Source organism: Couchioplanes caeruleus (assembly GCF_003751945.1).
Taxonomy (GTDB): domain Bacteria; phylum Actinomycetota; class Actinomycetes; order Mycobacteriales; family Micromonosporaceae; genus Actinoplanes; species Actinoplanes caeruleus.
Genome location: NZ_RJKL01000001.1, coordinates 4,582,999 through 4,596,305 on the forward strand (window position 1 = coordinate 4,582,999; position 13,307 = coordinate 4,596,305).

Annotated in this window: 10 protein-coding genes and 1 pseudogene; 8 read left to right on the forward strand and 3 right to left on the reverse strand. The window is 65.6% G+C overall.

Annotation, left to right across the window (positions count from 1 at the left end):
* Positions 1-429 precede the first annotated feature (429 nt).
* The 3 genes from EDD30_RS20465 to EDD30_RS20475 all read left to right on the forward strand — a co-directional run bounded on the left by EDD30_RS20465 (position 430) and on the right by EDD30_RS20475 (position 6,242).
* Positions 430-1,482: a hypothetical protein gene (locus tag EDD30_RS20465; RefSeq protein ID WP_244945329.1), complete on the forward strand. Its 1,053-nt coding sequence runs from the start codon at positions 430-432 to the stop codon at positions 1,480-1,482.
* A gap of 87 nt (positions 1,483-1,569) precedes the next feature.
* Complete coding sequence (locus tag EDD30_RS41500; RefSeq protein ID WP_123678378.1) at positions 1,570-6,024, forward strand: polymorphic toxin-type HINT domain-containing protein; 4,455 nt, start codon at positions 1,570-1,572, stop codon at positions 6,022-6,024.
* Positions 6,025-6,026: 2 nt separating this feature from the next.
* Positions 6,027-6,242, forward strand: a complete 216-nt coding sequence (locus EDD30_RS20475; RefSeq protein ID WP_071808783.1) for a hypothetical protein — start codon at positions 6,027-6,029, stop codon at positions 6,240-6,242.
* 405 nt (positions 6,243-6,647) lie between these two features.
* Here the strand turns inward: EDD30_RS20475 and EDD30_RS20480 are convergent, their stop codons facing one another.
* On the reverse strand, positions 6,648-6,986 hold the full coding sequence (locus EDD30_RS20480) for a hypothetical protein (protein WP_143162986.1): 339 nt from the start codon (positions 6,984-6,986) through the stop codon (positions 6,648-6,650).
* 181 nt (positions 6,987-7,167) lie between these two features.
* On the opposite strand from EDD30_RS20480, the gene EDD30_RS20485 reads away from it, so the two are divergent.
* The gene (locus EDD30_RS20485; RefSeq protein WP_071808781.1) at positions 7,168-7,527 is read left to right on the forward strand and encodes a hypothetical protein; all 360 of its coding nucleotides are present in this window, start codon (positions 7,168-7,170) and stop codon (positions 7,525-7,527) included.
* 158 nt (positions 7,528-7,685) lie between these two features.
* Here the strand turns inward: EDD30_RS20485 and EDD30_RS20490 are convergent, their stop codons facing one another.
* Entirely contained in the window at positions 7,686-9,095 is a 1,410-nt protein-coding gene (locus EDD30_RS20490) for a deoxyguanosinetriphosphate triphosphohydrolase family protein (RefSeq protein WP_071808780.1), read from the reverse strand.
* A gap of 224 nt (positions 9,096-9,319) precedes the next feature.
* Between EDD30_RS20490 and EDD30_RS38365 the strand changes: the two genes are divergently transcribed.
* From EDD30_RS38365 to EDD30_RS20510, 4 genes are all read left to right on the forward strand, one after another.
* A complete protein-coding gene (locus EDD30_RS38365) occupies positions 9,320-9,550 on the forward strand; it encodes a hypothetical protein (protein WP_143162985.1) in 231 nt (76 codons plus the stop codon).
* A gap of 218 nt (positions 9,551-9,768) precedes the next feature.
* Complete coding sequence (locus EDD30_RS20500) at positions 9,769-10,047, forward strand: helix-turn-helix domain-containing protein (protein WP_244945330.1); 279 nt, start codon at positions 9,769-9,771, stop codon at positions 10,045-10,047.
* Positions 10,048-10,080: 33 nt separating this feature from the next.
* Positions 10,081-11,745 (forward strand): site-specific integrase, encoded by a 1,665-nt coding sequence (locus tag EDD30_RS20505; RefSeq protein WP_244945331.1) that lies wholly within the window; start codon positions 10,081-10,083, stop codon positions 11,743-11,745.
* A complete protein-coding gene (locus tag EDD30_RS20510; RefSeq protein WP_071808777.1) occupies positions 11,738-12,958 on the forward strand; it encodes an NADAR family protein in 1,221 nt (406 codons plus the stop codon). Before EDD30_RS20505 ends, EDD30_RS20510 begins: the two co-directional genes overlap by 8 nt.
* Here the strand turns inward: EDD30_RS20510 and EDD30_RS40745 are convergent.
* Positions 12,874-13,281 (reverse strand): annotated as a pseudogene (locus tag EDD30_RS40745) (site-specific DNA-methyltransferase); the annotation flags it as partial. The gene EDD30_RS20510 and the pseudogene EDD30_RS40745 sit on opposite strands and share 85 nt — an antisense overlap.
* Positions 13,282-13,307: the final 26 nt, after the last annotated feature.

Sequence of the window (13,307 nt, forward strand, 5' to 3'; positions counted from 1 at the left end):
CTATCCTGAACAGACACTGCTGTCCGAGGCATCCCCGTGAAATGACCTTCGGCAATGTAGGGCACCACCGCCACCGCTGTCACCATGACCCACGTCATGCGACCGAGCTCCGCCGTGAGACGGCAACGGTAAGGGTTCACCGTCTGGGGTGTGATCTATTTCCCGATTGCCAGCCCGAAACCAGGTCCATATCGGTCAATCTAGCCGGAAAGGCTCCGCGGCAACCGTTGGTGGCTGTGAGGTCCCTGGTAAGACTATGGCCCTCGATCTCTTCCGACTTCGGCCCTGATCTTCGGCCCGGGTCGGGGATCGGATGCCTCGACCGTCGGGTCGCGGGCGGGTCTTTCTCTACGGGGGTTTGTCATGGCGGCTGTCTGGTGGCGCTGTCGACCGATCGCTGCGGCTGCGGCTGCGGTGGCGCTGGCCGGTGTGGCAACGGCATCGGCGGTTGTCGCGACGCCGACCGTCGTACTGGCGGCCAGCGACGTCGGTTCTGCGGCCGATGATCGCTACCGGGCGTTGGTACGCCGGCTCTGGCTCAACGACCCCCGCTGGGAAGTGCGCTCAGCCGCCCGGTCGGCGCTGGTCAGCGACCTGCCGAACGCGATCAAAGCCTTCCTGGCTCCGGGCGGCGGATACGAATCGGCGCGGACCCGGGCGGCGAAGAACGCCGCCCGCAACGACCTGATCATCTCTCGGGCGATCGCGACGTCCACCCCGGCCACCTCGCCGCACGTGAACATGACGGCTAAGCGGGCACAGCACGGCACGCTCGACGAGAAGGACCGCTACGTGCGGACCGGCCTGGCCGAGGCGCAAGCGCTGGACGCGAAACGCGCCCCCGTCGTGCAGGCGAAGAAGCAGGCCGAACTGGACAGGCAGTACGTGGCCGACCTTGCCGTCAACGCCTCGGGTGCCTGGGTGAAGGCCGCCGCGCAACGAACCGTCAAGTTGGGCACTGACAACGACATCGCCGAGTTCTTCAAGTACTCATGGGCCAGCGCCGCCGACTGTGACATCCAGGCATATCGGTTGGCAGTAGCGGAGCAGCAAGTGCGGTTCCGCCATGAGATCGACCAGCTGGTCACCGCGGCTGAGGAAGCTCAGCAGGCATATAACGGTGCGTCCGGCGCGGCGAAGGAGAAGGCCGCCGAGGAAGCGCGTACGGCATGGAACACCGCGGCCGAAGTCGCCGCGGACGCCAAACAGAAGTGGCACGCCAACGAGCAGTTGGCGGCCGGGCAGGCGCAGGCGTGGAGCAAGGTGCGCGAGTTCGCGACCGCCGCTACCACTCAGCAGGACTGGCCGGGCATTGCCCAGCGGGCCACCATCACCGGACAGGCGTGGACCGACGAACTCGCCTTGGCCCAGGAACAGACCCGCGAGTGGACCAAGTTGGCAGAGACCACTCGGGCAAACGCCACCGCGATTCCCGCCCTGGGAAAGCCGGCAGCAGCCGCTCCCACTACACCGGTGGTCTGACGCCCTCGGATCGCGGCCGGTCACACGCGCCGCCGCACCCAACGCGACCTTCGTGCATCCCACCTGCGAGATACAAGGAACAACTCTGTGCGTTTCCTGCTGCCGCCGTCGATGCGACGTCGAGTCCTGACCGCCGCCGTTGCCACCCTTGCAGCCTTGACCGTCGTACCCCAAAGCGCGTTCGCCGCACCGGTGACGACGGCCATGCCGGCTTCACCCGGTGAGTCACCGACATTGACGGCGGCTCAAGTGCTGGAGCGGTTAGCGGCGCAGCCGCGAGGGGCTCTGCAGGCGGATCCGCCGGTGGATGAGAACCACCTGGATCGGATGCTGGCGCAGGATCTCGCCGACTACGACGAGGACCCCGAGGTACGCGCTGCGGCCAAGGCAGCGCTGGAAACCAACGACCCAGCGAAGATCAAGGACTTCCTCGACAAAGGGTTGCCCGCCTACCGCAAGGCCGCCGACAACCGCAAGAAGGTCGAGGCGGCCGAAAACCGAATCCTGGTCAAGAAATGGGCCGAGACCGGTGGGCCGATCGTTCGTGAGCGCGCTGCGGCGGTTCTTGCCACCAAGAATGACACGAAGATTGCCGACTTCGTCAAGATCGGGTACGCCGCTGCGGAAGCTGCAGACGCCCAAGAGGTGATCAACGCCGCGGAGCAAGCGAAGACGATCAAGGCACGGGTCGAGCAGATCGTCGCGCAAGGCGGCTACGAAGTGCAGAACGCCGGGCGGCATGCGCTGGAGAGCGAAGACCCGGCCGTGATCGCGGAGTTCTATAACAACGGATACAAGGTCGCCAGCCAGCACGACGCGGAGGCGCAGAAGCAGATCAAGGATGCCCTGGCCGCGCGGACCAAAGCGGTCAACGACCTGACCGACCTCGCGCAGCGCGCTACCCAGGCGGCCACCGCACAAAAGCAGATCATCACGGCCAGCGTGGCCGCCACAGGGCACCTGACGGTGGCGTCCAACTCAATGGCCTTGGTCAACAAGTACGCGAAGCAAGCCGACGGTATCTATGCCGCCGACATCCCGATCCGCAAGGCCGGTGGTAAGACTCGCACCGCGGAGCTGACCAAGCTGCGCGCCGACGCCTGCACCGAACTAGCCACCACCACCCGGCGCGCGGACCAGGTCACCGCACAGGCCAATGTCGCCGGCACCGCCGCGCAGACCCTGGTCAAGACCGGACTCTCCCACGGTGTCGACTGGGCACAGGTGATCCAGGCGCAGGCCGACGCCGCCACCGCCGCCAAGCAGGCGGCGCAGACCGCCTGCCACGCCGCCGAAGCCACGGAAGCCGCCGCGAAGACCCTCGACGCCGACCGCAACGCCACGGTCCAGGCCAATAACGCCGTCAAGTACCGCCAAGCTGCCGAGCGCGAGCAGGCCGCCGCCGAGAAGCTGGCCGTCCAGGCCGAAAAGCTCGCCGCTGCCGCCCAGGCCGCCGAAAAGGACGCCCGCGAACAGCGCTCGCGTGCCGAGCAGAAGGCCCGGGACGCCTGGGACCATGCCGAGCAGGCGGAACAGCACTACAACGGGGCACGGCAGCAGCGCGACGAGGCCCGCCGGTGGACCGCGATCGCAGTCTCCGAGCAGCTGCGTGCTCGCGACGCGGCGATCCGCGCAGTCGCGCAGCAGGATGCCGCCAAAGCCAAGCATGCAAAGGCGAAGCCGCTCTACGACGAGGCCGTCGCTGCCCGTGACCGATTCACCAAGAAGGCGGAGCAGGCTCGAGACATCCTCAAGCGAGCCCAGAACTCCTACCGCAACGCCAACTCCAAGGAACTCGAAGCGCAGGCGGCCGAGGCGCGCAAGCTTGCGATGGAGGTCAACTGCAAGAACCCGGACCGGCCGTCAGGCAACGGCTGCCCGGGCCCGGCGGAACAGGCACAGATCCGGCACTACGCCGAGCAGCTCAGGACCGACGCCAACGTCGTCCGGTCCGCCGCCAATCAGGCACAGCGCGAGGCCGAGGGAGCGGCCTCCGCCGTTGACGCGGCCTCCGTCGCCGCCGGGCAGGCCGCGGCCGCCGCCGCCGCGGCGGCAGCCGAGGCGCGAGCCGCCGCCTCGCAGGCCGCGCAGGCGCACCAGGACGCGATCGCGGCGGCCACCGCCGCGAACAAGGCCATCGAGGACGCGCAGCGCGCCAACGCTCTCGCGAGCGCCGCGGTGAACAAGGCCCGCGCTGCCATGAACCGGGCTTCGGCCGCCAAGTCCGACGCTCAGATGACCGAACGCTCCGCGCAGGATTCGATCCGCCAGGCCGCCATCGCGTCGTTCCAGTCCCGCGTTGCCGGACGAGCAGCGCTGGATGCACGGACCGCTGCGGTTGGCATAGCCGATCCGGCTGTCACAGCGATCGACGCGGCAGCCGCCTACGCCGAGACCGACAATGACGCCGCCATGGCCGCTGCCATCGCGAGCAACGCGTTAACCATCGGCGCAGAGCAGAGCGCCAGCGCGCAGAAACATGCCCAGGACGCCGCAGCGGCCGCTTTGCATGCCGCCAAGCAGGCGGAGAAGGCTCAAGCTCAGGTGAAGCCCGCCCACCTCGCGGCCCACCAAGCGGCGGAGGCCGCCGTCCGCGCGGTCAAGGCCAGCGAGGTTGCCATCAAGGCAGCCCATGGCGCCGCTAAAGAGGCCAAGGCCGCCATCAAAGCTGCGGACGACGCCGCCGAAGCTGATCAGCGGGCCAGATGGTATTCGCGGGCGGCAGATCGGATGGCTGCTGAAGCAGGCAACGACGCGGCCACCGCTCGCCAGGCATACAACTCCGCGCGTGCCTTCGGCCGTACGGCGCAGGCGGCCGCTGACAACGCCGACAAGTTCGCCGACAACGCCGAGGCGATGGGCCGCAGCGCCACCAACATGGTCAACGCCATCCACGGCATCGCCAAGCAGATCGGGGCCATGCCCAAGAATCTCGGAAAGGCGATGTGGGAGGCATACAACGCCGAGCAGCAGGCCAAGGAAACCGAATGGCTGCGCTGGCTGAAGACGCAGAGCGACAAGGCGATGAGCAAGTTGCCGGTCGGCGGGGACATCGCCAAGGGCGCGATGGACACGCTGATTGGCAACGCCAACAGCCTGTGGACGCTCGGCAACTGCGTGGCAGGCCCGAACGCCCCCGCCGGCGACTCGTTCTACGTCCCCGACGTGACCTTCCTGCCCAATCCGGAGAGGGCTTGCGAAGCCATCATTCAGGGCGCCCTGGGTTTCTTCAGCAACCCCTGGTCCGTTCTGCACCTGGACGAGTGGAAGGAAAATTGGCAGCGAGCCCTCGGTGGAACGCTCATTGACACCGGTTCCCTGCTTATTCCGGCTGCGGGAGCGGCCGGCAAGTTCATCAAGGCTGGCAAGATCGATGGAAAGCTGCTCAAGGACGACCTCACCGCGGCCTCGCTGCTGTTCGGCAAGGAGTCGGTGGCGACCGCCATCGCGAAGCTGGGCACCGTCAACGTAGCCCGGCTGATCGACCTGAAGGTCAACACCAAACTCAAGCTCGACTTCAGCCCCGATGAGGTCGGTGACTTCCTCAAGGCCGTAGAAATCCATGGCATCGACGCCGTGGAGAAGAACCTGCGAGACCTCGGTGACCTGCCGGCGGCACCCAGGCTGAAGGAACTGGCCGAGGGCTGCCTGACCGGGAACAGCTTCAGCCCTGAGACGCCGGTCCTGCTCGCCGACGGCACCCGAAAGGCGATCGCCGACATCCGCACCGGCGATCAGGTTCGAGCCACCGATCCCGTTGCTCGCCTGACCGCCGCGCGGACTGTCACCGAACTGCACCGCAACTATGACACCGCACTTGCTGACGTTACCGTCGAAGACAGCTCCGGCCGCCGTAGCACAATCCACACCACTCAGGAACACCCTTTCTGGAACGCGACCACACGGCAGTGGACCAACGCCGCGGACCTCGATGGCGACGCAGTGCACACCACCGCCGGTAAGCGCCTTCGAGTGACCTCAGTCCGGAGCTTCGCCGGCGGGCGGACGATGTACAACCTCACCGTCGCCGACCTCCACACGTACTATGTAATCGCCGGTGGTCATCCGGTACTAGTGCACAATGTCGGCGCTGCAGCTGCAATCTGTGGAGGCACTGCAACCGATCTGCGAAATTCGCCGGGAATCGCTGGCGGTAGGGTCGCGGCACCTGCGAGGGGAGCCGACTGGCTGCAAGGAACGCATGGCAATGCAGGTCGAATCCCGGGTCAAATCGCCGCACAACTGCACGGCCGAACCTTCAAGAGTTTCGATGACTTCCGTCAGCAATTCTGGAAGGCGGTCGGAAACGACAGCGAACTCGGCGCGGGCTTCTCCGCTCAGAATGTCGCCAGGATGAAGGCCGGCAACTCGCCGTTCGTCGCTACCTCGCAGCAGTACGGTGGCGGCCGGAATTACGTCCTGCACCATGTGCAGCCGATTCAGCACGGCGGAGGCGTGTATGATATGGACAACATAGTCGTGGTGACTCCACTATTCCACTCACAGATTCTGTCTCCGAACTACCACTATGGAAATGGGTAGCGATGGAAATCGGCGGCGATGTGCGGGAGCGAGCGCTGGAGCTAGTTAGGCTCCTTCGCGACCCGAATCTGCCCGACAGCGAGACCGACGGTCCTCTAGTTGAGCTTGAGCGGATTACGCGGTGCCCGCACGTATCCGACCTGATGTTCTTCCGGGATCCGAGCCTCTCTGACGAGGAAGTCGTTGATCAGGCGCTGAGCTACCGCCCGTTCACTTGACATGGCGTGGGTGGGCGCACTCGCCGTCACGGGCTGATTTGAGCCCGGTCGAACACGTCCGCAGCCGCCGGGCACGTTAGCGCGCCTACCTTGCCGCGAGGGCAGGAACATTCCCCTGGGGGCAGGCGTGGCCCCACGTGGGCGTGGCGGCGGCCAGGCCGGATCACGTGGGATTGGACCCAGTGGTGCATCGGCATCGAACGGGTCGGCGTTCAGAGGCCGAGCCGTGCCGGGACGGATCTATGGCCCCCCGCTTACCCCCCGAAAACCCCCGTCAAGTATCGGCCAGCAGCGACAAGTGTTGATCGATCGACGGGTGGATCTGCGCAGGTCAAAGACGAGCTTCGGCAACCGTTGACAAGTTACTTGTCGTGACGTTCGGTAACAGAAGGTTGTCAACTCTAGTCAGCGTTGTGCAAGGCTTATAGAAGGCCTTGAGCAGACCCTGAGGTTGAGCAACAGCAGCGGCTGCCAGCACTCCAACGGCAACTCGGCGAGAGTCATGTCCTCGGCCATGCCGCGCGGAAGCCGGAGACCGGTGGGAACGACGACGCGCGGATCCGGGCGCCGCAGAACGCAACACCGGCCGCTGCGCGTGCCGCTGTCCCACACCCAGGCCCGGCGGTCGGCTGGCGCAAGAGCGTCGAACTCCGCCGCAGGCGGCTGTTGCAGACTCCACCCGGACAGTTCGGTAGCCCGTTGGAGTAACAGGTCGGCGTCAAGCACCACCATCTGTTCGCCCATGGCGCCAGTCTCGTCGTCAGCGAACCGCACACAAGGCGTTCCTGGTGCGGTCACCCCAACGTAGTGCCCGGCTACACGCATCGGGGACCGCGCGCGGACGGCGGCAGATGAGCGCACCCGATCAAGCGACGTCTGGCTGACGACCGCGGGCGTCCCCGTGCGAGCAAGCAATAATAATGACATGGCCTACCTCGATGGGTTGGACAACGCTGAGTACTTGGTGCTCGCGCCGCTGGAATTAGGTACTCCGCGACCACTGTGGGAGATCGCTGAAGACTTCGTCAGGTCCGTAGTCGGCGCCCCTCCAACGAAGGAGGAGGTGGCTGCACTTCTCGGCCCAGGGCTGGCCTCTCTGGCGGCGCGCGAGTTGGTTGAGGTACGCCAATTCTCGTCCTGGCCTGCTGCCTGGGTACAGGGAATTCCAGTAGATGACAGCAGGCTCAGCGCGGCCAACTTTCGCACCGACGCCTGGGCCGGGTATGCCGACGGTCAGGAGACGGTGGTCGCCCTGATCACCGAGGCCGGTCTCCAGCGGCTCTAGGTCGCCGACAGGGACCCATGCATGTAATCGAGAGGGCCGGCTCAGGTATCCACTCAGCCGCTCCGTGTTCTGGTGGCCGACTACCGATCACCGATCGTGACCAGCTCGACAGAGCCTACGAGTACAGCGGGGCAGTTGAGTACACCATCGCACCGTAATCAACGATGGAACCATCCAACCTCCTGCGGTTCGCTGAATAGGTCCGACTGTCCAAGATGCACGCCCATCAGTCGCGAATAAAGGCGGGACGCCTGAAGTTCGCTCAGCTCACAAAGCGCATCACACGCTATTCGAGGCGCATCAATCGGAACTCCTTTCTTCTTCAAGACGAGGGCGGATCGCTGTGTTGCCGGAGGGAGGTTTACATGGGAAAACCCTTGAGTTATTCGGGTAGCCTCTTCCAGGAAGTACTCGTAGATTGTTCGGACGGCTCTTCGTTGACCGACCTGGGAAGATTTAAGCCCTGGGCCATCAATCACAAAGTACCAAACCATCTCCTTCAAGGCCTTTACGGAGAGCTTTAATTGAGGAGGCCTTATAAGCTCCCAAGAGCCAGCTTCCCTGCCCGCTTTAAGCTTCAATCCCCAAAAACCCCGTGCGGCACCTGATTCTTTCAACTTAGTCTGCACAATGCAGTCGTGAACCATGTTCGCCACGAAGCCTGACAGTAGGCGGTCGCGCTCGACCCGACGGCGATACTGCTCGATCGGAAGGTGGGCTTGGAGGCAGGCTAGAGCTCCCTCTAATGCTTGGTCTGCATTCTGCCAACCCAACATGTTCCACTTACTTCTCATCCAATCAGAGAAGCATGCCCACGCTTCACCCTCTGTAATCATTTCATCGAGTGGAACTACATCTATCCGAGCGAAGTCTTCGATGTCATGGACCGCATAGGTGATGTCGTCGGCCCAGTCCATGACCTGTGCTTCCAGGTTCGATGGCGGCAACACGGCGGTAGCGTCGATCTGGCTGACAAACGCTTCTCCGCAGCACCACTCGAATGCGTCTCGATCACCTCGATATACACTCCATTTTCTACCCGCTTCGCGGTGGTCAACGATTCGGAAGTAGGGATACTTTAGGGTTGCCTGGAGACTCGCCCGCGTGAGATCCAAGCCATACGACCTGCCATCATATGAACCGCAGAGACGGCTAAGTATCCGAAACGTTTGAGCGTTGCCCTCGAATGAGTCCGTGTTGAGGCTGCTCATCAGTTCTTGAAGTTCCTTTTCGGCCGCATGGCCAAACGGCGGATGGCCGAGATCGTGCGCCATCCCAGCAAATTCCGCAACGTCTGGATCAAGAAATGGCTTCGCTTCTTTAAAACCTGACTCAGCTAGGTGCTCCGCGATTCCCCTTGAAACCTGACCCACCTTGATGCTGTGGATCAGCCGATTATGAAGAGTCTGACCCTCCTGGGGCGCGACGACCTGCGTAATTCCTGCCAAGCGCCGGAAGGCTTGAGAGTAGATTAGTCGATCCCGGTCACGACGAAACTCGGTACGGGTATCATCCGACTTCTTCGAATACTTGCTGCGCCGCTCATGGCGCGGTACGGAGCTGTCCACCGCACACCCTTGTGAGTAGGTCTTTAGCCCATATTCGGTTGCATCGACCGAGCGCCTTAGATTTGGGCAGTGAATACTCGGAAATCTGCGGAGCGCTCAGGTTGTCATGTAGGATAGCGAATTCCGCATGGGTGTTGGAGTGACTATCGAAGTTGTTGTTCGGACGAGCGCGGGAAGGCACTCACATCGGCAGTTGAGTGCGCCGAACGTCACCGCGGTCGGTGATGCGGTCAGCTTCCGGCCAGGCGGCGGCGCGGGCGCTGTCGGCGCGGCAACTGTCGTCGCCGGGCGGCACCATCGTCAAGCCCTGCCAGAGCAGCAGGTCGCGGTCGGCGAGGGAACAGGAACTGATCCTGTACGCGAACGCCGCCCGCCCGATCACCGGCTGGTCGCCGCAATGGCCCAAGGTTTGGGCCGACCTGTTCGGCATCCACCGTGACGTCCTGCAGCCGTGAATGGCCACCGTCTGCCGGCCACTCGGCCCCGAGCTGGCCGAGGCCGTACGGATCGTCCTGGCCGACGGCCACACCGCCGTGACCCGAGGCAGCCATACCTCACGGCGCGTCACCCACGCCGCGAGCACCAGGCAGCATCGGCACGGCAGATCGCCACCGAGATGGTTGCGATGCCGGGGTCTACTGCGCTGGGGCGAACTGCTGCAGTATGGCGCGCTGTGCAGCAGCGGTTCGCCGAGCACGGACTGGTGATCTCCGCCGGGAAGATGTCCGGGCTGTGGTCCGGTCAGCCCATGACGCTCAAGCTCAGCGACCTCGACGTCATCTGCGTGGCCTTGGACTGCCAGGTCGGGGACCTGCTCATCGCCGAACCGGACACCGTGACCCGGCCGGGGCAGGACGCTGCTGGCAAGCCCGCCGCCGACGCGACCGTCGCGAGCGACATCCGACGGGTCGTGCCACGCCGCCGTGACGGCCGCTCGCTGCCGCCGCGCTGATCGGTGGGAGCCCGTGACCATGACGGCACCCTCGTGCCGCGAACCGTCACCAGCTGCGCAGCCTGCTTCGCCTGGGGCCTGACCTTCGCCCAAGGTGTCTGCATCGCCTGCTACCAGTTCGCCAACCCGCGCGACGGCAACCTCGTCGACACCTGCCGAGCCTGCGAGCGCCGGCAGCGGTTGAGGAAGGGCTACTGCCGGTTGTGCTGGTGTCAGGCCCGCGACGACCGCCGACGGTGGGCGTCTGTCGCCCGCTCCGCCGTGGTGTTGGCCCCCTACCTGACCGGCATCCGCTGGCAGCAACTGTTCCTGGCCATCAGCGACCGCCGCCAAGCGCTTCCACGCGCAGCTCCCCGCCGTTACGGCGCCAAGGGGCGACCGGCCAAACAGCCGCCACCGCCTGCCGGGCGACCGCCCAGCGCCTGGACCGAGGAACCACTGCTGCCGTCGGGTCCGCGCGACTACCGGCGCGTCACCGTCGACCTGCGCGCCGGGCCGCCACCGGACAACCCGTGGCTGGCCTGGGCGCTGCACCTGGCCCACACCACCGCCGAGGCCCGCGGCTGGCAACCGGTCGCGCGAAGCGCCATGCAACGTGTCCTCGTCAAGCTGCTCGCCGAGCACCGCGAACCCGACCGCATCCGCGTCAGCGACATCGCCGCCCTCACCGCCCGGCGGCACTACATCAACCTCGACTACGTCATCGAGATCCTCACGACCATGGACGTCGTCGACGATGACCGGCCCGCCAACCTTGAGGGCTGGATGACCGCCAAGCTCGCCGACTTGCCCGACGCGTGGCGACGAGACCTGCACCGCTGGGGCCGAGTGCTGTTCGACGGCAGCCCGCGCAGCCGCCCCCGCCACGAAAGCACGGTCCGCGTCTACCTGCGTGTCGCCGCCGACGCCGCGGCCTTCTGGCTCCAGCGGGACCACCTGCGAGAGGTCACCCGCGACGACGTCATCGCCTACCTCACCACGTTGCAAGGCCGAGGACGGGAAACCGCGACGACCGCGCTGCGCGGACTGTTCCGATGGGCCAAGACCCACAAACTGCTCTTCCGGAACCCGACCCACGGCATCCGCGGCGTCAAAGTGCCCGACCTGATCTGGCCGCTGCTCAAGCCGGACGACATCACCGCCAGCGTCACCGCCGCTACCACCATCCAAGCCCGGCTCTGCGTGGTACTCGCCGCCGTCCACGCCGCACGGCCCGGACAAATCCGCGCCCTGCACCTCGACGACGTCGACCTCACCGCCCGCCGCATCACCATCGCCGGCAACAGCCGCCCGCTCGACGACCTCACCGCCCAGGTGCTGCTCGACTGGCTCACCCACCGCCAGCAACGCTGGCCGAACACCGCCAACCCGCACCTGCTCGTCAGCCACGTCAGCGCCCTGGGTCACACCCCGGTCCACGCCACGCTGGATCCTGAACCTGCGCGGCCTGCCCGGCACCCTCGAACGACTGCGCATCGACCGCCAGCTCGAAGAAGCCGTCGCCACCGGCGCAGATCCGCTGCACCTGGTGGCCGTCTTCGGATTCAGCGAAGGCGCCGCCATCCGCTGGGCCGCCAACGCACGAGAACTTATCGGCGAACCTCAGGCGGCTCGCCTCCCCGAGCCATCGCCGTGAGCAGCGCACGAGGGCGGAACGAGTTTCCAGCGGTGGTAGGACTACGGTTCGCCGGTGACTAGATATCGCCGCACCTACCGCGATGTGGCCGGCCAACGCATCGAAGGCACCTGGCGGCACATCTTCACCCGCAACATGAACACGTACTTCCTGACCGACCTGATCATCTACGCCGACGGCGCGATCGACTGCGGCACTGGCGGACTTACCGACCTCGACGGGCTGGCCGAACAACTGCGCTGCGGCCGGGTCGCCACCACCCTCGAAGACGGCGCATGGGCATCGGCACACCATCTGGCGGGCTGGCGATTCACCGAGCCCGACTCCGCCATCAACGCCGAGATGCTCCTCGGTGAGGTCGCCGATGAAGTCGACCGGCTCAACGACCGACCCGACTCCACCGGCCGCTGTCTGCAAGCAGTAACGACCTACCTGGCCGACCCCACCGAAAACAACCGGCGCACCGTCCGGGAGCGCTATCTGGCGATCCCCGAACACCTGCGCACCTACGCCCTCGGCGACATGGACCGCAAAGACGCTCCACTGCGGATCCTGATCACCGACCTCGGCAAACAACTGCATGGCTGGCCGAACGGCCCAGTCGTCACAGAGCAGAAGCTGGCCGAGGCAGTGGCGTATTTCCGCGAGCGCGAGATCGCGATCGAGACACGGGCGACGCGGATCCCAGCCGATGGCCCCGAGCACCCTCAGCAGCCCACGCTGACCATCCCGAAAACGGTCTACCCCCGCGGATGGCCGGATCCGCCCGGCGTTGAGGTCCTGCAGAACGACTACCCGGCGGTCATCACCATCGGCGCCAACACCTACCCCAGCGTCACGCACGCGTACTGGGCGCTGTCGACCCCCGACCCCGGCTGGCACGAGCAGATCACCGCTGCACCGCGCCGATACGACGCCGGTAAACTCGCCGAGCAGGCACCCCGCCGCACCGACTGGGCCACGGCCCGCCTGGCGGTCATGACCGCTCTGCTGCGCGCTAAGTACACCCAGCACACCCAGATGGCACAGACCCTGCGCGCCAGTGGCGACGCCCGAATCGTCTACGTCGACTTCGACTCTGCCTACTGGTCTGCCAACGGCAAACGAGGCAACAACTGGATCGGCCGGCTGCTGGAAGTGATCCGCTCCGAACTCGCAACCGTCGGCGCCCGGATTCCCCTTCCGACCACTCACGACGTCGACTCCTCGGCTTCAACCGGAACACAAGGGCCGACATGCGAAGATGGAGCTCCAGGGGCCTCCAGTTCCCCGTGAGAGCACCTGGGTTCGCGGAAACTTCCGGAATTCTGGCCGAGCCGAAGGACGATGACGTCCTCGTGCTGGGTCAGCCATTGCGGGTCTCCGGCGGCGATGGCGTCGCGGACGTTTTTCTGCTGGAAGAAGGAGGCCCGGGGTACGAGGACTCCGTTGCGGACGCCGGCCATCAGAGCGACGCATTCCTCGACCAGTTCCAGCCCGGCGGCTTCTCCGGCGGAGACGACCATGCCGGGGATGTCGACGAGTTCGCCATGGCGCCGGTACGGGCGGGCGGTGATCACCAGGTGTCCGCCGGGCCGTAGGACCGCTCGGCATCCGGCTCTGGGTCCCGAAGTCGCGTGGGACG

Bases quoted from the DNA above. Each gene is read 5' to 3' on its own strand.
- EDD30_RS38365 (WP_143162985.1), top strand. From the start codon at position 9,320: ATGCGGTCAGCTTCCGGCCAGGCGGCGGCGCGGGCGCTGTCGGCGCGG.
- EDD30_RS20480 (WP_143162986.1), bottom strand. From the start codon at position 6,986: ATGGGCGAACAGATGGTGGTGCTTGACGCCGACCTGTTACTCCAACGG.
- EDD30_RS20485 (WP_071808781.1), top strand. From the start codon at position 7,168: ATGGCCTACCTCGATGGGTTGGACAACGCTGAGTACTTGGTGCTCGCG.
- EDD30_RS20475 (WP_071808783.1), top strand. From the start codon at position 6,027: ATGGAAATCGGCGGCGATGTGCGGGAGCGAGCGCTGGAGCTAGTTAGG.